The 20176-nt window shown below is 37.4% G+C and carries 21 protein-coding genes; 18 read left to right on the top strand and 3 right to left on the bottom strand.

What is annotated here, in order from left to right; translation table 11 throughout:
• Positions 1 to 47: 47 nt before the first annotated feature.
• On the bottom strand, positions 48 to 764 hold the full coding sequence (locus OVA16_RS04745) for a hypothetical protein (protein WP_267763833.1): 717 nt from the start codon (positions 762 to 764) through the stop codon (positions 48 to 50).
• A 70-nt stretch (positions 765 to 834) separates the two neighbouring features.
• Between OVA16_RS04745 and OVA16_RS04740 the strand changes: the two genes are divergently transcribed.
• From OVA16_RS04740 to nadD, 5 genes are all read left to right on the top strand, one after another.
• Positions 835 to 1575: a lysophospholipid acyltransferase family protein gene (locus OVA16_RS04740; protein WP_267763832.1), complete on the top strand. Its 741-nt coding sequence runs from the start codon at positions 835 to 837 to the stop codon at positions 1573 to 1575.
• A 281-nt stretch (positions 1576 to 1856) separates the two neighbouring features.
• On the top strand, positions 1857 to 2720 hold the full coding sequence (locus OVA16_RS04735) for a YicC/YloC family endoribonuclease (RefSeq protein WP_267765347.1): 864 nt from the start codon (positions 1857 to 1859) through the stop codon (positions 2718 to 2720).
• A 68-nt stretch (positions 2721 to 2788) separates the two neighbouring features.
• Positions 2789 to 3358 carry a guanylate kinase gene (gene gmk / locus OVA16_RS04730; RefSeq protein ID WP_267763831.1) on the top strand — a complete coding sequence of 190 codons (570 nt, stop codon included), beginning with the start codon at positions 2789 to 2791 and terminating at the stop codon, positions 3356 to 3358.
• A 76-nt stretch (positions 3359 to 3434) separates the two neighbouring features.
• Entirely contained in the window at positions 3435 to 3803 is a 369-nt protein-coding gene (locus OVA16_RS04725; protein WP_267763830.1) for a four helix bundle protein, read from the top strand.
• Between the two features lie 4 nt (positions 3804 to 3807).
• Entirely contained in the window at positions 3808 to 4413 is a 606-nt protein-coding gene (nadD, locus tag OVA16_RS04720; protein WP_267763828.1) for a nicotinate (nicotinamide) nucleotide adenylyltransferase, read from the top strand.
• A gap of 78 nt (positions 4414 to 4491) precedes the next feature.
• On the opposite strand, the gene OVA16_RS04715 is transcribed toward nadD, so the two are convergent.
• A complete protein-coding gene (locus tag OVA16_RS04715; protein WP_267763826.1) occupies positions 4492 to 6141 on the bottom strand; it encodes a glutamine--tRNA ligase/YqeY domain fusion protein in 1650 nt (549 codons plus the stop codon).
• A 266-nt stretch (positions 6142 to 6407) separates the two neighbouring features.
• Between OVA16_RS04715 and OVA16_RS04710 the strand changes: the two genes are divergently transcribed.
• The 9 genes from OVA16_RS04710 (at position 6408) to OVA16_RS04670 (ending at position 14818) form a co-directional block, all read left to right on the top strand.
• Entirely contained in the window at positions 6408 to 6827 is a 420-nt protein-coding gene (locus tag OVA16_RS04710) for a cobalamin B12-binding domain-containing protein (RefSeq protein ID WP_267763825.1), read from the top strand.
• Between the two features lie 5 nt (positions 6828 to 6832).
• Complete coding sequence (locus OVA16_RS04705) at positions 6833 to 7615, top strand: enoyl-CoA hydratase/isomerase family protein (protein ID WP_267763824.1); 783 nt, start codon at positions 6833 to 6835, stop codon at positions 7613 to 7615.
• Between the two features lie 179 nt (positions 7616 to 7794).
• Positions 7795 to 9213 (top strand): sigma-54-dependent transcriptional regulator, encoded by a 1419-nt coding sequence (locus tag OVA16_RS04700; RefSeq protein WP_267763822.1) that lies wholly within the window; start codon positions 7795 to 7797, stop codon positions 9211 to 9213.
• A gap of 190 nt (positions 9214 to 9403) precedes the next feature.
• Positions 9404 to 11662 carry a PAS domain-containing protein gene (locus tag OVA16_RS04695; RefSeq protein WP_324288595.1) on the top strand — a complete coding sequence of 753 codons (2259 nt, stop codon included), beginning with the start codon at positions 9404 to 9406 and terminating at the stop codon, positions 11660 to 11662.
• A gap of 5 nt (positions 11663 to 11667) precedes the next feature.
• Positions 11668 to 12075 (top strand): response regulator, encoded by a 408-nt coding sequence (locus OVA16_RS04690; protein ID WP_267763818.1) that lies wholly within the window; start codon positions 11668 to 11670, stop codon positions 12073 to 12075.
• Positions 12076 to 12079: 4 nt separating this feature from the next.
• Positions 12080 to 13522, top strand: coding sequence for a hybrid sensor histidine kinase/response regulator (locus tag OVA16_RS04685; RefSeq protein ID WP_267763816.1), 1443 nt, complete (start codon positions 12080 to 12082; stop codon positions 13520 to 13522).
• 207 nt (positions 13523 to 13729) lie between these two features.
• Positions 13730 to 13996 (top strand): YtxH domain-containing protein, encoded by a 267-nt coding sequence (locus OVA16_RS04680; protein ID WP_138723138.1) that lies wholly within the window; start codon positions 13730 to 13732, stop codon positions 13994 to 13996.
• A 17-nt stretch (positions 13997 to 14013) separates the two neighbouring features.
• Entirely contained in the window at positions 14014 to 14385 is a 372-nt protein-coding gene (locus tag OVA16_RS04675; protein WP_267763812.1) for a phage holin family protein, read from the top strand.
• A complete protein-coding gene (locus OVA16_RS04670; RefSeq protein WP_267763811.1) occupies positions 14375 to 14818 on the top strand; it encodes a hypothetical protein in 444 nt (147 codons plus the stop codon). The genes OVA16_RS04675 and OVA16_RS04670 overlap by 11 nt, the downstream gene beginning before the upstream one ends.
• Positions 14819 to 14867: 49 nt before the next feature.
• On the opposite strand, the gene OVA16_RS04665 is transcribed toward OVA16_RS04670, so the two are convergent.
• Positions 14868 to 15581 (bottom strand): SAM-dependent methyltransferase, encoded by a 714-nt coding sequence (locus OVA16_RS04665; RefSeq protein WP_267763810.1) that lies wholly within the window; start codon positions 15579 to 15581, stop codon positions 14868 to 14870.
• 271 nt (positions 15582 to 15852) lie between these two features.
• On the opposite strand from OVA16_RS04665, the gene OVA16_RS04660 reads away from it, so the two are divergent.
• From OVA16_RS04660 to OVA16_RS04645, 4 genes are all read left to right on the top strand, one after another.
• Positions 15853 to 17187 carry a DUF6600 domain-containing protein gene (locus OVA16_RS04660; RefSeq protein ID WP_267763809.1) on the top strand — a complete coding sequence of 445 codons (1335 nt, stop codon included), beginning with the start codon at positions 15853 to 15855 and terminating at the stop codon, positions 17185 to 17187.
• Positions 17188 to 17380: 193 nt separating this feature from the next.
• A complete protein-coding gene (locus OVA16_RS04655; RefSeq protein WP_267763808.1) occupies positions 17381 to 18436 on the top strand; it encodes a nucleoid-associated protein in 1056 nt (351 codons plus the stop codon).
• Between the two features lie 162 nt (positions 18437 to 18598).
• Complete coding sequence (locus tag OVA16_RS04650; RefSeq protein ID WP_267763806.1) at positions 18599 to 19159, top strand: TatD family hydrolase; 561 nt, start codon at positions 18599 to 18601, stop codon at positions 19157 to 19159.
• Positions 19160 to 19246: 87 nt separating this feature from the next.
• On the top strand, positions 19247 to 20047 hold the full coding sequence (locus OVA16_RS04645; RefSeq protein WP_267763805.1) for a tRNA threonylcarbamoyladenosine dehydratase: 801 nt from the start codon (positions 19247 to 19249) through the stop codon (positions 20045 to 20047).
• Positions 20048 to 20176 lie beyond the last annotated feature (129 nt).

Here is a 20176-nt window from a genome sequence, read left to right as displayed (position 1 = left end):
GCTGATGTGATGATTGGCTAGTTGCCTAAAAAACCAACCACCTACTTTTAATTTTTAACTTTACCAACGGTATCGCTATACTTTTTGTACGATTCGTTGATCCATTTGATGCTGTCGTAAACATTCCAATTTTTTGCCTGTTCGTAAGTAGGTCTGTAGTCTACTAAAAATTTCTCAAGTTCTTTGCCGGTTAAACCTGTTTGCTGGTTAATGGTGGTTTTGTTAAAAAGCTGGTCTACTTGGCTGTCTTGCATCTCTGTTTGGTACATGCGGTTAAATCTTCTGGCTTGCTTTGGTGTTTTGCCGAAGAGTTCGTAAAAAGCAGTTAATGGCGAAAAAAGAAAGGAAAGTACAGGTGGTTTGCCGCCGTAAAATGAGCCTTTGTTACGGTAGTCTTTTCTCATTTCTTCTAAAGCTTGTTTCTTTGTTTGGCCAGTTACGGTAACTTCATTTAGTGTGGTTCCTTTATTCAAGTATAAAACCAAGTCTTTGTTGTTGCTAACCACTACCTCTAAATCGTTGAAATTTCTTTTCATTACCAACAAAGTGTCGCCAATAGAGGCTTTGATGGAGAAAAAGCCAATATCATTACTGCCAGTAGAAAAACCTGTTTGCTTGTTTTTAATTTCGGCTAAAGCAATTCTGTTTTTGGTAGCATTCTCAAATAGGACGCCGTTTAGCGTAAAGTTTTGCTGAGCTTGAGCGCTGTTGACAGCGAATAGCACAACAACTAAAGAAAATATAGACCTTGCTTTAGTGTACATTGCAGCGTAACTTTTTATTTTGTAAACTTAGCAAATGTTTGCCAGTTGGTAAGTTAAAAAAGGTTAATTCATGCGAAAAATTCTAGCTGTTGCATTTCTTCTGTATGCCGCCATCATCTTTATTGCTTTGATGTTTGTTGCTTTGCCTTTTGTGTTATTGTTTTCGGCAATTTTACCAACTAATATTGCTAAGAGAGCTATTTTAGTTGTTTTAAGAACTTGGGCGTGGCTGTTCAGTAGGTTAAGTTTCTTCTGGATTACCACCCAGAACAAATCTAAAGTCGATAGGTCAAAGTCGCACATTTATGTGGGCAACCACGGTTCATATTTAGATGCTGTGGCGGTTTGTATCAGTATTCCGCAATATTTTAGCGCTTTAGGCAAGATAGAAATTACCAAAGTGCCAGTGTTTGGTTTAATTTACAAGCGTATTGTGGTATTGATAGATAGGAGCAGTAAAGAAAGTAGAGAGCAATCTGTAGCAGTGCTGAAAAAAGATATTGCCAACGGACAATCGGTACTGATTTTTGCCGAAGGTACCATGAACCAAACCGAAAAGCCTTTGGCAGATTTTTATGATGGTGCTTTCCGCATTGCGATAGAAACCCAAACGCCAATTATCCCTTTTGTGATGCTTAACAACAGAAAATTGTTGCCACGAAAAGATCCGTTGAAAGCCAGGCCAGGAATGATAACAACTATTTTATTGCCCGAAGTTTCGGTAGTTGGTTTAAGTATGGAAGATGTGCCTGCGCTAAAAAAGAAAGTTTATGATTTGATGGAGGATGCGATTATGGAAAATACTGGATAGCTTTGTCAATCTTTAATAAGCAAGATGTTGGTAAGATTGACAAAGTTTGTGCAATGAGATTAACGTGGAATGAGCAGTGAAATTGCTGCACAGGTTTTTGTTCTTTAAACCTGACGGGAATGGCAGCCCCGAAGCATGAGGGCTATAATGGACGGCAGGGCGAGTTTAGCCAAATGTGCTGAAATCTGCTTTTCTAATTAAAATGTACTCAAGCATAAAACCTTATACCTTACAGCTTCTACCTAAAATCCTTTTTACTATCTTTGCACATGATAAAATCAATGACCGGCTTTGGCTTGGCTTCTACAGATCACGGAAGTGTGAAATTTTCTGTAGAGATAAAATCGTTAAACTCGAAGTTTTTAGAGCTGGGTTTAAAAATTCCTAGAGCTTTTTCTGATAAAGAACTTTACCTGCGCAACCTTTGTAACAAGGTTGTTGAGCGTGGAAAAGTGAGTATCGCAATTACGGTTGAACGAAGCGAAGAGTCGCAAAAAGGAGCTTCGATAAACGAAACCTTGCTAAAGAAATACTATACGCAACTGGTTGAAGTTAACAAAAGCTTGGGCGCTGATATTTCAAATTTGTTACCCTCGGTACTTAATTTACCAGAGGTAATTACCTACACCGAAGAGGAAGCTAGCGAAAGTGAATGGGAAATTTTGGAAGCGACTTTTCAAAAGGCACTAAAGAATTTTGGTCAGTTTAGAGAAGATGAAGGAAAGGTGTTAAAAGCTGATTTGGAGCTTCGCATTAAAAATATTCTGGGTTTCTTTGTAGAGGTAGAAACCTTGGCGCCGCTAAGAATACCAGCAATTAAAGCACGGTTAACACAATTTTTAGAAGATACGGTTGGCAAGGTAAATTACGATCAGAACCGCTTTGAACAAGAGTTGATTTATTACATTGATAAGCTGGATATTACGGAAGAGCAAACCCGTTTAAAAAGTCATTGCGATTATTTTATTGCTACTTTGAAAGATAAAGATGCCAATGGTAAAAAACTTGGTTTTATTTCTCAAGAAATTGGTAGAGAAATTAATACCATGGGCGCTAAAGCCAACGATGCACAGATACAGCAGTTGGTGGTTGGCATGAAAGAAGAGTTAGAAAAAATTAAAGAACAACTACTAAACGTGTTATAAAAGCTTAAAGCTTAAAGCTCAAAGACTAAAGCTTTGGACTTTTCGCTTTGGTCTTTAGTCTTAAAAATATGAAACAAGGCAAACTCATTATATTTTCGGCTCCATCTGGTGCTGGCAAAACTACCATTGTAAAGCATCTGTTAAGCAAATTTGATAACTTAAGTTTTTCTATCTCGGCCACCACAAGAGATTTAAGGGGAACTGAGGTTAACGGTAAAGATTACTATTTTATTTCTACTGAAGAGTTTTTACATAAGGTATCTAAACACCAATTTGTGGAGTTTGAGGAGGTGTATAGCGGTACATTTTATGGAACCTTACGCTCAGAAATACAACGTATTTGGGATAATGGGCAACATGTTATTTTTGACATTGACGTAGAGGGTGGCTTGCGTTTAAAACGAAAATTTGAAGACGATGCTTTGGCTATTTTTGTACAACCACCATCTTTAGAAGTGCTAAAAGAACGTTTGGCCGGCAGAGGTACTGATAGCGAGGAGAAACTACAAGAACGTTATGCAAAAGCAGAAAAAGAGTTAGCTTACGCTGATAAATTTGATGTAATCCTTAAAAATTTCGAATTAGAAACTGCTTGTGCAGAGGCGGAGGAGTTGGTAGGAGATTTTTTGAACAGTTAGAGCAGGTTTCAGTAAACGATTTTCAGTTACCTGAAAGCGCCTAAAGACAGTTTTGTATCTACCGAAATGGAAACAAATGAGTGATTTTAATGACTTATTGGTTTACAAAAAATCTTTTGAACTAGCGATGCTTGTTTTCGAAATCACTAAAACATTTCCGAGAGAAGAAATGTACTCATTAACGGACCAAATTAGACGTTCATCGCGTTCAACTAATATTTGCATTGTAGAGGCTTATAGAAAACGTAGATATCCCGCACACTTTGTCAGTAAGTTATCTGATAGTGATATGGAAAACAGCGAAACGAAAGGATGGCTCAAATTTGCTCTGGATTGTAGATATTTAAGTGAAGAAAATTATTTAAAGTTAGTTAATCTAAGCGATGAAGTTGGTAAGCTACTAAATCATGTGATGACTAATCCAGATAAATACGGAGCAAAGTAATTTTATGCAACAGACGCTGAAAACTGAAAACCGAAAACTGCTAACTGGCCTTTTCTTCGGTTCTTTTAACCCCATTCACATTGGGCATTTGGTAATTGCCAATTACATGGCTACTTACACCAGCTTGAAAGAAGTTTGGTTTGTGGTATCGCCGCACAATCCATTAAAGCAAAAAAGTGGTTTGGCAGATATGTACGACCGTTTGGAAATGGCTCGCTTGGCTACTGAAAATGCACCACATTTAAAAGTGAGCGATATTGAATTTAAGTTGCCACAGCCTTCTTATACCATTGATACCTTAACGCATTTAAAAGAAAAATATCCTGAGAAGGAATTTGCCTTGATTATGGGTGCAGATAATTTAGCTTCCTTTAAAAAATGGAAGAACTACGAGCTGTTGCTCCAAAACCATCAATTTTTTGTTTACCCCCGGCCAGGGATTGATTTGAGCGAATGGATAAACCATCCATCGGTAGTGATTACAGAAACTCCTCAAATGGAAATTTCTTCTACTTTTATCCGCAATGCGATTAAGCAAGAAAAAAGCATCCAGTTTTTAGTACCGGATGCTGTAATCGATTTTATGGATAAGAAAAGCCTTTATAAATAATTACGATTTTAGATTTACGAATTACGATTGGGCTAGATGCCTAAATCTAAAATCGTAACTCGTCATTCGTAAATCCCCTTATCCTTTCCAGCCGTCTTTTAACGAAACCACTCGGTTAAACACCAAATGATCTGCTGTAGAATCTTTATCTAAACAGAAATAACCTTTACGGATAAACTGGTAGCCTGTTCCCAAAGTTGCCTCGGCTAAAGCAGGTTCGATGTAAACGTTGCTTAACACTTCTTTACTATTTGGGTTTAAATAGTCTTTAAAATCGCCTTCTTCTGCATCTGGAGAAACCACACTGAACAAGCGATCATACAATCTCACTTCAGCAGTTTTAGCATGTTTAGTGCTTACCCAATGGATGGTTCCTTTTACCGTAAGTCCGCTGGTATCGCTACCGCTTTTCGACTCAGGGAAATAAGTACAGTGAATTTCGGTTACATTTCCATCAGCATCTTTCACAAAATTATCGCACTTCACAATGTAAGCGAACTTTAGGCGAACCATTGCGCCAGGAGCCAAACGGAACCATTTTTTTGCTGGTTCTTCCATAAAGTCTTCACGTTCTATCCAAAGTTCTTTACTGAAAGGAATTTCTCTGGTACCGCCTTTATCTTCTGCTTCCGGGTTATTCTCTCCAATTAAGATTTCGCCATCGCCATCGTAATTGGTGATGACCAATTTAATTGGATCTAGCACCGCCATTGCTCTGGTAGCTTTCTTGTTTAAATCCTCACGGATACAGAACTCCAATAAACTCAGCTCAATTAAATTTTCTCTTTTAGCGATACCAATGCGTTCACAAAACTCTCTGATACTTTCTGGGGTGTAACCTCTTCTGCGCAAACCACTAATTGTTGGCATACGAGGGTCGTCCCAGCCCGAAACTAAGCTTTCGTTTACCAATTGTAACAATTTGCGTTTACTCATTACCGTGTAGGTAAGGTTTAAACGAGCAAATTCGTATTGCTTAGAAGGGAAAATGCCCAACTGGGCGATGAACCAATCGTACAATTCTCTGTGTGAAACATACTCTAAGGTACAGATAGAATGTGTGATGTTTTCGATGCTATCACTTTGCCCGTGGGCAAAATCATACATCGGGTAAATGCACCAAGCATCTCCTGTGCGGTGGTGGTGTGCATGTTTAATGCGATAAATAATTGGGTCACGCATTAACATATTTGGGCTTGCCATGTCAATCTTCGCTCTTAAAATACAAGCGCCATCTTCAAATTCTCCGGCTTTCATTTTAGCAAAAAGCTCCAAATTTTCTTCAATACTTCTGTTTCTGTATTGGCTTGGCGTACCAGGTTCAGTTGGCGTACCTTTTTGCGCCGCAATTTCTTCTGCGGTACTATGGTCTACATAAGCAAGGCCTTTTTCAATTAACTGCACGGCATAACCATGTAAAGTATCGAAATAATCAGAAGCGTACAGTTCATTTTTCCATTGAAAACCTAACCATTGGATATCTTCTTGCTGGCTGTTTACATATTCCGTTTTTTCTGTAACCGGATTGGTATCATCAAATCTTAAGTTGGTATAACCGCCGTATTTCTGCGTTAAGCCAAAGTTTAGGCAAATTGCTTTGGCATGGCCAATATGCAAATAGCCGTTTGGTTCTGGCGGAAAACGTGTAACCAACGTTTCGTACTTTCCACTTTTTAAATCATTCTCTATAATTTCTTCTATAAAGTTTAATGATTTTTCCTCGCTCATATATTAATTCAAAAGTTAAAATTCAAAAATAAAAACATCGATAAAACGTAAACAAAGCTGATTTAAAGGTTGTATAGAATGGGCGATGTTCGAATTTCAAAGTTAACCAAATTTAGGGTAATTTAAAGTGCATTGGAAGATGGGAAAAAGATTAAAGAACAAGGAATAAAGATCTTTAAGTTAAACTTAAAGGATACTAAAAAACTAAACACCCAATTAACCAAACAACTATTTTACTACATTTACATTTGTCAAGTATACCAGATATGAACAAAACTTTAAATAGACCCATCAGAGTTCTTGTAGCGAAAGTTGGCCTAGATGGTCATGATAGGGGTGCAAAAGTAATTGCAACTTCGCTTCGCGACGCTGGCATGGAAGTAATTTATACCGGCTTAAGGCAAACTCCAGAGATGGTAGTAAATACGGCCCTACAAGAAGATGTAGATGCTATCGGTATCTCCATTTTATCTGGAGCTCACATGACCGTTTTTCCTAAAGTAATAGACATGATGAAGCAAAAGGGGCTTACAGATGTTCTGGTAACCGGCGGTGGCATTATCCCCGAAGGAGATATGAAAAAACTACAGGAAATTGGCGTCGGAGAATTATTCCCGCCAGGAACAACCATGAAAGATATTGTAACCTATATAGAAAACTGGGTAATTGAACACCGTAATTTTTAACCGTTATGACTTATCAGCAACTACTAGCAGAAGTAAACAACAACGTACTTTATATTACTATTAATCGTCCGCAGAAACTTAATGCATTAAATAAAGAAGTTTTAGACGAATTAGCTCATGCGGTGGCCACTGCCCAAACCGACAAGCAAGTTAGGGCTATTTTGCTTACTGGAGCAGGCGAGAAAGCTTTTGTGGCTGGTGCCGATATTTCTGAATTTCAGAGTTATAATTTAGAAGAAGGTAAACAATTGGCTAAAGATGGACACGAGAATGTTTTTAACGCTATCGAAAATTCTAGCAAACCAGTAATTGCTGCCGTTAACGGTTTTGCGTTAGGTGGCGGTTTAGAGCTGGCAATGGCTTGTCACATTCGCATTGCGAGTGATAATGCTAAACTTGGTCTTCCAGAAGTTACTTTGGGTTTAATACCAGGCTATGGAGGTACACAGCGCTTAGCGCAGTTGGTTGGTAAAGGTTTGGCTTTCGAAATGATTTTTACTGCTGATATGATTAGCGCCGAAAAAGCCCTACAAATTGGTTTGGTTAATTATGTGGTTCCACAAAGCGACTTATTGGCCAGGGCCGAAGAATTGCTCGATAAAATTAAACAACGAGCACCATTGGCTATTGCAAGCGCTATAAAAGCAATAAATGCAGGGTTTAATCCAAAAGCAGATGGCTACCAAACAGAAATTGATGAATTTGGAAATTGCTTTGATACCCACGATTTTAAAGAAGGAACTGCCGCATTCTTAGAGAAAAGAAAAGCTATTTTTAAAGGCCAATAGCTGCAAAGATTTAGTTTTTTTAGAAGTAAGTGCTTTTTTTAAGCAAATAGTGTATAAATGATACGTTAAAGTATGTTTTCTACATAAAATACAATAAGTGTAGAAAATAATTCCCATTTTGCTTTTTTTTGCATATTTTAGCTTATAAATTATACACTCACATCTAGTTAAATTAAACTATGAAAAAAATATTAATCGTTGACGATGAAATAAATATTGGCTTATTGCTCTCTAAATTTTTAACCAGAAACTCTTTTGATGTAACCAGCGCTACCAGTGGAACTTCTGCAATGGATTACTTGGCCAAAGATCATTATGATCTGGTACTGTGCGATTATCGTTTAGAAGATACCGATGGAAAAGAAATGTTGGTTAAAATTAAAGATAACTATCCTAAAACAGGCGTAATTATCATTACCGGATATTCGGATATTAAGCTTGCGGTAGAACTTATCAAGCTAGGTGCTTATGATTATATTACAAAGCCGCTCTATCCAGACGAGATTTTAAATACCATAAACAAAGCTATAGAAACACAAATAGCACTAAATGCGAGCACTCAGGACACACCACAGGCAAATGCAGAAAAAGTAAAAGCAGGTAAAACTGTTTACGCTTTTACCGATGAGTTTGTGATAGGCCAAAGTGGAGCTTCAAAAGATTTGATGAAACAAATTTTGTTGGTTGCACCTACCGCATACAGTGTAATTTTAATGGGCGATAGTGGTACAGGGAAAGAATCGGTAGCTAAAGCGATACACCTTAACAGCCCAAGAAAAGACAAGCCTTTTGTAGCAATGGACTGTGGTTCGTTAACTAAGGAACTAGCTGGAAGTGAGTTTTTTGGTCACGAAAAAGGATCTTTTACTGGAGCTTTGTATACCAAAATAGGTCATTTTGAGATGGCAAATGGCGGAACGCTCTTTTTAGATGAGGTAGGCAATTTGTCTTACGATATACAGGCGGCACTGCTAAGAACCGTACAAGAGCGTAAAATAAAACGCATTGGCAGCACCAAGGAAATAGATTTGGATGTGAGAATTATTGTTGCAACCAATGAAAACCTTCAAGATGCCATTGCTAAAGGTAGGTTTAGAGAAGATCTTTACCATCGTTTCAATGAGTTTTCAATTAATCTACCTCCAATAAGTCAAAGAGGCAAAGATATTTTGGCATTTGCCGAAAGCTTTCTGCAGTTGGCCAATCAAGAATTAAATAAAGAGATTTCGGGCTTCTCTGAGGAGGTAATAGATTGCTTTTTAACCTATAACTGGCCAGGAAACGTTCGCGAATTAAAAAATGTAGTACGCCGAGCCACATTGTTAACCGAAACAGAAGAAATTCAGGTAAAAGCGCTTCCTTTAGAAATTTCAACCTATGCCAAATCTCCAGGTTTTGAATTAGCAGATCACGCAGAAAATGCCGAGAAAGGCAAACCTAGAGACTTGAAAAACGCAGCATTAGAGGCAGAGTATGAAACTATCTTAAATGTACTAAGAGAGGTTAATTTTAACAAAACCAAAGCTGCAAAAATCCTAAACATCGATAGAAAAACACTTTATAACAAGATGAAAGCCATTGATCTCGATAGTAAATAAAAGTGCTAAATCTGATCAAAAAATTTGGGTCGTTTCGGTTTAAAAACCGTTATCACATTTCTAAAAAAATATTATGGATGGTAATGTTTCTCTGCATTGTGCCATTACTATCCATAGTGTTATCCATTTTTTTTCAAAATTCATCTAAGCAGTTTCTTTTTTTAGTGTAGAGCAAAATTTTTATACCAGTATTTGGACAACCTTTGGGGTTGCTGCCGCATTTTTTACAGGCATACTGGCCATAATAGATTACAATATCCGAAAAGAAGTAACCATTACCCTGTTTGGTATTACGCTATTTATCTCGGCCGTATTAGATATTTACTACCTTTTAATTTTGAATGAAAAAAAGGTAGAAGCAGATTTTTCTGACCAGCTATATTTTATCTGGTGGGTTAACCGGATTTTTTACTCGTTAACCCTTCTTGTAGGAACTGCTGTTTATCTTAAAATAAAGGCTCGATATTTAAGAACTCCAGAGCAGAAGCGAAAAACCATCTATAAAACAGCTATTTTTTGTGTTTTAGCGGGTATAAGTTGTGTGCTTATTATAGCCAATACCGATTCTATTTTACAGCGCAAGCAAGTGTTAAGCCAAATGGTTAAAATAGATCTTTTTTCTTTTCTACCTTTAATTTTCTTGTTTGTATGGGCTGCGTTTTATCTGCCCAAATTTATGTTGCGTTTTCACAGTATTTTCTCCAAATTTTTAATTTTAAGCATTGCTCCGCTATTTTTAGCACAACTTTTTATGGCGCTCAGCACTTCCGTGTTCGACCCCTATTATAATGCGGCACACTACCTTAGGTTTATTAGTTATTTGGTGCCGCTAACCGGAATTATACTTAATTACGTAGAAACCGTTAGAAACGAGCAGCGCATTATTGCAAAATTAGATGTAGAAGTAAGAGAGAAACATGCGCTTACAGCAAATTTGATAGAAAGAGAGCGCTTGTTGGCCAATGCCGAGAAAATTTCGAAGTTGGGTAGTTGGGAGTTAGACATTAAAGCTAATACCTATAAATGGTCTGATGAGCTTTACAAGATATACGGTTTTGGGGGCAATACATTTCATCCCACGCATGCCATTGCAGAGCAGGTAGTTTTGCCAGAATATAGAAACAAGCTTGCCAAAGAGCTCGCTAACGCTGTAAAAAACAAAACTAATTTTGCCGCCGAATATCAAATTGTTAGGCCAGATGGGGTTAAACGATACGTGCTAAATCAGGGGTATTTTGCAACCAAAGAAAATAAGTTGGTAGGCACTGTACAAGATATTACCGAGCTTAAAGAAGCTACCTTAAAACTCAGAAAAAATGAAACCTTACTACGCGAAGGCGAGGCCGTTTCTAATAACGGCAGTTGGGAGTGGCAAAGTAATGGCGAGCAGGTGGTTTGGTCAGACGAGATGTTCAATATCCACGGGTACTTGCCTCATTCTACCCTTATCAACATTAATTCTTACAGCAATTTTGTACATAAAGAAGATGTTAAAATATTACGGAAAGCATTTATAGAAGCTAGGCAAAACAAAACCTCTTTTAAGGTAAATTATAGGATAGTAAGGCCAAATGGCGAGATTAGACATGTATCTACTACCGCAAAATTTAAAGAAGATGAAATTGGGAAAGGTTTTTCTTATTTAGGAAATACACAAGATGTAACACAATTAAAAGAAGCCCAGCGAAAACTAGAGGAAAAAATTAACGAACTCAACATTTCTAACAAAGATCTAGAGCAATTTGCTTATGTCGCTTCGCACGATTTACAAGAGCCACTAAGAAAAATTAGGGCGTTTGGCGACAGGCTGAAGACCAAATTTGCGGCAAATATTAACAGCGAAGGGCAAGATTATATTGATCGTATGCAAAATGCCGCCGAGCGTATGCAAGCATTAATAGATGACTTATTAGCATTTTCTAAAGTAACCCGAGAGGTAAAAGAGTTTAGTGAGGTAGATTTAAAAGAGCTATTGGATAGTGTGCTACACGGTTTAGACTATGCTGTAGAAAGTACCAATGCAAAAATTACACTTTCGGTAAATGAAAAGGTAGATGGTATTTCGTCGCAGTTGGCACAGGTTTTTCAAAATATCATTAGCAATTCGTTAAAGTTTGTAAGGCCAAACGTACAGCCAATCTTAGAGATTTCTTCTCAAGTACTTATTGGCAGTGCAATTCCTGTTGTGGGCGTTTTGCAACATTCGTATTATTGCGTTGTAAAAATTACCGATAACGGGATAGGGTTTGATGAAGGCTATGCAGGAAAAATATTCGATTTGTTTCAGCGTTTGCACTCACGAACAGCTTATAAAGGTACAGGAATAGGATTGGCAATCTGCAAAAAAATTGTAGAAAACCATTTCGGTTTTATTTTTGCCAAAAGTAAAGAAGGAGAAGGAGCGTCTTTCTTTATTGTTTTGCCTCTTAAACATAGCACTACTCAATAATTACTATGCACAAACCACTTATTTTAATTGCCGAAGACGATCCAGATGATGCTTTAATGCTTAAAGATGCTTTTTCAGAGATTTATCAAGATGCGGTTACTTTTTTAAGCAATGGAAAATTATTGATAGAATATGTAAACCAATTGATTTCCAAGAATGAGCTACCTAGTTTAATTCTCGTAGATTTGAATATGCCTGTATTAGATGGAAGGAGTGTTGTTAAAGAATTAAAAAGTAGAACAGATACTAGGGATATCCCTTTGGTAGTGTTGTCTACTTCCAAAAGTAAAGATGACATTGATTCGGTTATGGCCCTGGGAGCCAATGATTTTTTTACCAAACCAACATCTTTTAGTGGTTTAGTGAGTATTACAACATCCATTGCAGGCAAATGGCTCAATATCAAATATTAAACGTATGAACAGAGTAAAGGTTTTGTTAATTGATGATGATGAGGATGACTACATCATTACTAAAGACATTTTTAGCCATAGTAGCATTGCCAGTAAATACGAACTTTCTTGGATAGATACTTTTGAAAAAGGTATAAATGCAGTGTTAAAAAGGCAATATGATGTTTATTTGGTAGATTATAGGTTGGGTAAACACACTGGGGTAGATTTGGTAAATGAGGCCGTATTATCTGGTATTAAAGAGCCCATTATTATTCTAACCGGAAAAGGAGACTACCAGATTGATGAAGAAGCCATGAATGTTGGCGCTGCAGATTATTTGGTAAAAGATAAAATTGATGCCGACACCTTAGATAGGTCTATACGCTATGCGCTAAAACAGGCAGAAACACTTAAAGCGCTAAAAGAAAGCGAAAATAAATTCAAAATCATTTTTGACAAAGCAAAAGAACCTATCCTTATTTCAGATTTTACTGGCAAAATACACGATATCAATAAAGCTGGACTAGACTTTTTTGGCTATCATATTAAAGAAATGCTGGTAACTAACGACAGGTCTTTATTTTATACGCAAGAAGATAGAGACAACTTTGTACAAGAGCTAGAAACCAAAGGAGCGGTTAGCGATTTTGAATGTCAGATGGTTTCTAGCAAAGGCCAAGTTTATTTCTGTAGCCTCTCTTCTTTTTTACAGATAGACTTGCAGAACATGGTTGAAGTTTACCATACCATTATACATGACCTAACCTACAGGAAACACCAAGAAGCCAAATCTATACACGAAAGTAAATTCTCTATCTCTGAGCACATTGCCAAAGGGTTTGCAGAAGAAATAAGAAACCCACTTTCTACAATTAATCTGGTTTTACATGATTTAAGCACAGATGAAGCGCTGGTTTATAACGAAAATTTGCAAGCGGGTTTAGAAATAATTAAAGCGAATTTTAATAGCATTAACCAGCTTACAAAAAACTTTGTTTCTAGCACCGAAAATAAGCCTATCGTTATTCAAAAAACCAATATCAATACCTTGATAGAAGAGGCATTGGTTGAAGTAGGCGACTTGATTTTAGGCCATCGTATTGTTTTAGAGAAGCATTTGCTGCCAACAGATTTGCATTTGCTTATAGATAAAAAGCAGATAAAAAAAGCACTGGTAAACATTCTTGTAAACGCAATAGAAAGCATGGAGAACTATCCAAAGGTTTTAAATGTGAGCACCATTAACGATAGCGGCTTTTATTCTATATTGGTTGAAGATAATGGCAAAGGAATTAGCAAAGGCTCAGAACATCAGATTTTTGAACCCTTTTTTACTACAAAAAAAGATACCGAGGGTTTAGGCCTAACCGAAGCAGAGCGCACTGTGCTTGCCCACAAAGGAAGCATTATTTTTAAGCCGCAAGAGGTAGGTAGTTTGTTTGTAATTCAGTTGCCAATAAACTAATTTAACTTTCATCAAGTTTTGCATACGTATTGGAACAATATTTGTTTTTGATTTGCTACAGGCTTTTTTTTGCTTATATTGGGATAGCATAAGTGGTGGAACATAAACTTTATTAAAAAGCAAATACTTAAAACAATTTGTATTTATACATAGTTTAAATACTATAGTTTATATAATTTTTTATCATTAACATAAAACTATAAAAACATGAACGATAATTCAAAAGTGGTAGTAGCCTTATTGGCTGGCTTAGCTGCGGGAGCGGCATTAGGAATTCTTTTTGCCCCAGATAAAGGCACAGATACTCGTGATAAATTGGGCCAATCCTTAAAGGATTTTGGAGATTCTATCAAAGAAAGAGCTGCTGATGAAATTAATAACCTAAGTGGTTTAAAAGACAAAGTGGTAAACTCAATTAAAGGTAAACTTCGCGATGTTGAGCAAGAATACTCGGACGAAGTAGAGCATGTATAAAATACCTTAAAACGATAATGGAAGAGAAAAAAGAGAAGACCATTGAAGAGCTTGTTTCTGATGCAAAAAGCTATGTAGACACTCGCCTAGATTACGTACACTTAAAATCGGTTGAAAAAGGATCTAAATTATTTGCAGATTTAATTACCAACACGGTTGTAGTAGTTTGCTTCGTGCTTGCTTTTTTATTAGGCACCATAACCTTGGCGTTATACCTTGCCGAAGTATTTGGCAGTATGGTTGCCGGCTTTGGCTGTGTGGCTGGAATTTATTTACTCTTATCCATTATCGTTTTCTTCGCTAAAGACAAAATCATCGAGAAGGTATTGGTAAACATGTTCATCAGAAAATATTTTAATAAGATAGCAGATACAGACGATGAGGAATAAGGACATCAAATCTTTGGCAGAATTACATCTTGAAATTAGTCGCGTTAAAATGGAGTGTGAACGTAAGGAAGCACAATTAAAAGACGATACTAGAAGTTATATCAAGCAATTTTCGCCATTAAATTTAATTAAGGATTTCTTTAACCCGCAAAGCTTAATGAAGCTTGATGGAAAAACGAACTTAAGCGGAAGTATCATGTCCTTAATTCTGCCTATGTTTTTAAATAAAACGGTGTTTAGAGGCTCGGGGGTTATAACTAAAGCTATTGCAGCATTGGTTTCGGGTAAAGTGGGCAAATCTTTAGATGTAGAAAGTTTAACCGGACTATTTAGCAAAGCAAAATCATTGTTTACCTCTTTTACTTCCAAAAAGAAAAAAGCCGATGTGAATTTTGTTGATTACGGTATTCCGCCTGATAGCGAGACCTATTAAAGCCTCTCTAAATCTCCCCAAAGAGAGATTTAAAGAGAATCGGTTGAAATCAATTTCCTTTATAAATTAAAAACACGGTAGGCTTTTTATGAAGGTCTACTTTTTCTTTACGCCATAAACTTATTGGCAGGGTTTTAATAAATTCATCTTCGGCGTTAATATTGCAGGCTACACATAATAGTGTATTGGGTTGGCAGTTTTTTAAAATATCTTCTAACAAATGATTGTTTCTAAAAGGCGTTTCCATAAAAAGCTGCGTTTGCCTGTAGCGCTGGGATAATTGTTCTAAATCCTTAATTCGTTTTACCCTATCTCCTTTATCTATGGGTAAGTAGCCGGTAAATGCGTAGCTCTGTCCGCTAAAGCCAGATGACATTAAGGCCTGTAACATTGCATTTGGCCCCACAAGTGGTACCACCTTAATATTTCTTCTATGTGCTTCGGCCACAATTTCTGCCCCCGGATCTGCCACACCTGGGCAACCCGCTTCACTCATTAAACCTACATCTATGCCTTCGTTTAGTTCTTTAAAAAATGGGGCTAATGAGCTTCCTCTCTTGTGCTTTCCAAAATCGTGTATCAACAATTCGCTCTGCGGAGTTTTTAAACCTGCCTCCTTTAAAAATTTGCGAGCTGTTTTTTCATTTTCTACGATATAAGTTTTGATGCTATTAATGGTATCAATTAAAAATGGGGTAAAAGACTTATGGGCAGCATTATCTGCCAGCGGAACGGGAATTAGAAACAAAGTACCTTTTTTCATACACAAAATTAAAATTTATAAAAACAATAAAGTGCAATCAAGTGTTCTGCTTGGTTGTTTAGTGTATCAAATTTAGTTCTGTTTGTGTTTGCTAATGACATAATTTTAATACAGATTTTGCACTTAAACGCCGAAACTTACGTTAATTCTTGTAGATGAGCAACTTTCTTGTTGCAACTAATAGCTTTTTACACCTTTTAACACAGTTTGGATTTTAAATTGATATAGCTCTGGTGTTAGGTTAATTATAAATTTTTAAAACACACAGGACATGAAAACCTTAATCAAATTTCCAGCGATGATGCTGGGGCTTTTGCTGCTCCTTACCGGAACCACTCAAATTGCAAAAGCGCAGTACGATGATGTTTCTCTGCAAACATTTTACGATGAGCTTTCTCCTTATGGAACTTGGATAAACGACCCAGAATATGGATACGTTTGGCGACCAGATGTAGATCAAGCAGATTTTAGACCCTACTATAGCAATGGCCGTTGGGCTATGACAGAGTATGGTAATACTTGGGTATCTAACTACGATTGGGGATGGGCGCCTTTCCACTACGGACGTTGGATTTACAACAGGTATAACAATTGGGTTTGGATACCAGATACCACTTGGGGGCCAGCTTGGGTAGACTGGAGAAGTGGCGGCGGATACTACGGATGGGCACCTATGGGGCCTAGTATTAGTATCAATATTAACATTGGCCGTCGTTATGTAATTCCAGATTTCTGCTGGAACTTTATCCCAAGTGCTCATATTTATTACAATAGCTATCCACGTTATTACAGTGGCAGAAATAGGGTATATATTCAAAATACGATAATTATTAACAATACCTACGTTCGTAACAATAGAACCTATTACACCGGCCCAAGAATAGATGATGTGAGAAGGGCAACCAATAGAAACGTAACTGTTTACAATGTTTCTAGAACAACTAGATCTGGCGGAAATAGGATTGAAAACAATACCGTAAATGTTTATGCCCCAAGACCAACTAGAGGTAGCGATAATGCTAAAGCTGCACCTAGACAAGCAATAACAGGTAGTGTTACCCGCGATAGGATTGAAAGAAATAGTGCGGTAACAAGAGATAGCCGTGGTAACGATAACAGTGCTTATAATGCTAATAACGGAAGAGGCGAGAGAACAGAAAGAGGTTTCGACAATAGTGCAACTAGAGAACGCGGCGTAACAACCGCTCCAAGAAGAGAAACAAGAGTAGATAGCAACAATGAGCGTAGTAGCAATAGAGGAAGTATTTTTGGCAGATCAAGAGAAAGTGCAACTACAAACGAGCAAAGTAATGGCAATGCGAACAGACCAAGTGCAACCGTAGCGCCAGAACGTATAGAGCGTATGGAGCGCAGTAGGGAAAATTTCCCTTCTCGTTCATCTTCTGCCGAAGGTAGAACACAACAAGCTGTACCACAAAGAACCATGGAGCGTACAGAACGTTCTTCACAGCCACAGCGAACTGAAAGAGTACAGCGTTCTGTGGAACGTTCACAACCATCTAGCTCAAACAGTAGATCATCTAATGGTTCGAGCTCAGAAAGATCTAGCCGAAGCGAAAGCGGCGGCAGACCCGGAAGGGGTTAAACAAAGTGAAAGGATGGCCAGCGGTCATCCTTTCTGTTTTAATACTCAGAGCCTAAAATTGGAGTTCTAGTAGTAAAGCTACAAATATCACCATCGCCATTTCAGCAAGGTGTAATTCGCAAACACAACTCGTTTTGCTTTACCTCTTTTTCACTCCCTACTTTTTAATACCTTTGCTCCTCAATTCAAATTTATGGTATCTTTTTTCGAATCGAATTTAGCTGAGCTTTCGGTGCATCATGTTGGTAACAAAACAAACGAAGAATATTATTCGCTTTCCGACAGTTCTATACACGTAGAAGATGAAATGCTGAACCAATTGTTGAAGCAGTATTTCCTTTCGCCATTTCAAAAAGTGAACGAAGTTTTTCGCTTTACACAGCACAGCAACGATTTAAATTCGAACGAAATTTACCGCTTGGTTTCAGAAGTTTTTGCAGATGGAGGTAAATTTCACGAAAATAGCCAAGAGATTGCAAAGTACCTTTTTGAGGTAGCAGACCATCCAAAAGTTAAAGGTGGCGAGCTTTATGTAGGCTATTTTGAAAACCTGCAGATAGAGGGCGATTTACACGATGCCATCGGCATTTTCAGATCAGAGAACAAAGAAAGCTTTATCAAGGTTTTTCCAGAGCAGAGTGGTTTTGGTATCAGCTACGAACAACAAGGTATCAACATCAACAAATTAGATAAAGGCTGTTTAATTTTTAACACCGAAAAGGAAGAAGGTTACAAAGTAGTTGTAATTGATACGACCAGCCGTACATCTGATGCCGCCTATTGGAAAGATCAGTTTCTGGTTTTAAAAGTTAGGAACGATAACTTCAACAAAACGCAAAATGTGATGGATGTTTACAAGAACTTTGTTACAGAAAAATTAGATCAAGAATTTGATGTAGAAAAAACAGATAAAATTGATCTATTGAACCGTTCGATGAAGTATTTTAAGGAGAAAGAAACTTTTGATATCGACGAATTTGCCAATGAAGTAATTGCCAACGAAGAAGGTATTGAGCTATTTAAGAGCTACAAACAATCTTACGAAGAAGAATTTGATACGCAAATTGCAGATACTTTTGACATTTCTGACGCTGCAGTAAAAAAACAGGCTAAGGATTTTAAAAGCATCTTAAAGCTAGACAAGAATTTTCATGTGTATATACACGGCAACAAAGAGCTGATAGAGAAAGAATACGATGCCGAAAAAGGAATGAATTGCTATAAACTTTATTTCAAGGAAGAGCAATAGTGTTGTTGGGGATGCAAACAGCATAAAAACTTTTACAAGGGTAATTGCTACCTTTATAATAGATGAGCATTTTTTTAGATATTCATACCCATCAAACCAAGCAAGAGCAAGGAGTTTTATCTATACAAAACCTTTCTTTAACCGAAAGTATTTTTTTTGGCCATGCCCAAAACCAAACCTATTTCTATTGGTATACACCCATGGTATGGCAAATTGCAAGAGCTTGATAAAAACCTAAAATATTTGAACGTTTTAGCTAGGCAAGAAAATGTAAAGCTGATTGGCGAGTGCGGCTTGGACAAGCTTAAGGGAGAACCAATGGAAAACCAACTACAGACCTTGGAAGCCCAAATTTCATTAGCGGAAGAGCTAAAAAAACCTTTAATCATCCATTGCGTAAAAGCTTTTGATGAATTGGTTGCTTTAAAAAAACGCTTGCAGCCCACCGTACCAATGATTATCCATGGGTTCAATAAAAAATACGAAATGGCACAACAGCTCATTAACCAAGGGTTTTATTTATCGTTTGGGGCTGCCGTTTTAAAATCTGATGAAGTCGCAATGGCTTTGGAAAAAACAGAGACGCCATTCTTTTTAGAAACAGATGAAGCCGATGTTAGTATCACAGAAATTTATAACAAAGTGGCCGAAATTAAGAAAATCTCATTAGATAAACTTAAAGATATTATTTTTGCCAATTGTAAGAAACTGGGGTTGTTGTAGTATGTTACAGGTTACGAGTTGCGAGTTATGTGGCTAAGTGCCTAAGGCTCGCAACTCGTAACAGACAACCCGTAACTTTAAATTAAAATGTCTGATTTAGCTTGGTTATCTCGCTCTGCATTATTGGTTGGCAACCAAGGGATTGATTTGTTGCAGCAAAAGCACGTTTTGGTAATTGGTTTAGGTGGTGTAGGCTCTTTTGCAGCAGAGTTTATTTGTAGGTCTGGTGTTGGCGAAATGACCATTGTAGATGGCGATGTGGTAGACCCGAGTAACAGAAACAGACAGTTGCCGGCGCTGGCAACTAACCACGGTGTTAGCAAAGCCGAAATTATGAAAGAGCGATTGTTGGCCATTAATCCAGAGCTCAAGTTGCATGTAGTGCAAGATTTTTTAACACCCCAAAGATGCCGCGAAATCCTTACGACTAAGTTTGATTATGTGATGGATTGCATCGATAGCATTACGCCAAAGGTAACTTTGTTATCAACCGCTTTACAGTTCAATTTACCTATTGTAAGTTCTATGGGCGCTGGCGGTAAGCTAGATCCAACAAAGTTGCGTACAACCTATTTAACAGATACCTACCAATGTGTTTTTGCACAATATGTGCGTAAACGTTTGAAAAAATTGGGCAATGCAAGTACAATAAAAGCTGTATTTTCTATAGAGGAGGTAATGAAGGAATCACTGATTATGACTGATGGTTCTAATTTCAAGCGCTCTGCTTACGGCACCATTTCTTATTTGCCAGCTGCTTTTGGTGGGGTTTGTGCATCGGTAGTGATTAGAGATTTGTTAGGTTACAAGGTTGATATTGAGAAACGTCCGGAGGGGATTAATAGCAAGTCGATTAAAAAAGCAAGGGAAAAAGGAGGAAACAAGTAGTTTTTGGTTGCGAAATGGCGTAAAGAACATTTTCTATGTGGGCAAAATTGTTTAAATTAAAGTCTATTTGAATAACCTATGCCAATCTACCCCCACCGCCGTTCCATTCGTTTAAAAGGATATGATTAT

The organism is Pedobacter sp. SL55, from assembly GCF_026625705.1.
In the GTDB taxonomy this organism is placed as follows: Bacteria; Bacteroidota; Bacteroidia; order Sphingobacteriales; family Sphingobacteriaceae; genus Pedobacter.
This window is presented reverse-complemented; position numbering and strand designations above follow the sequence as displayed.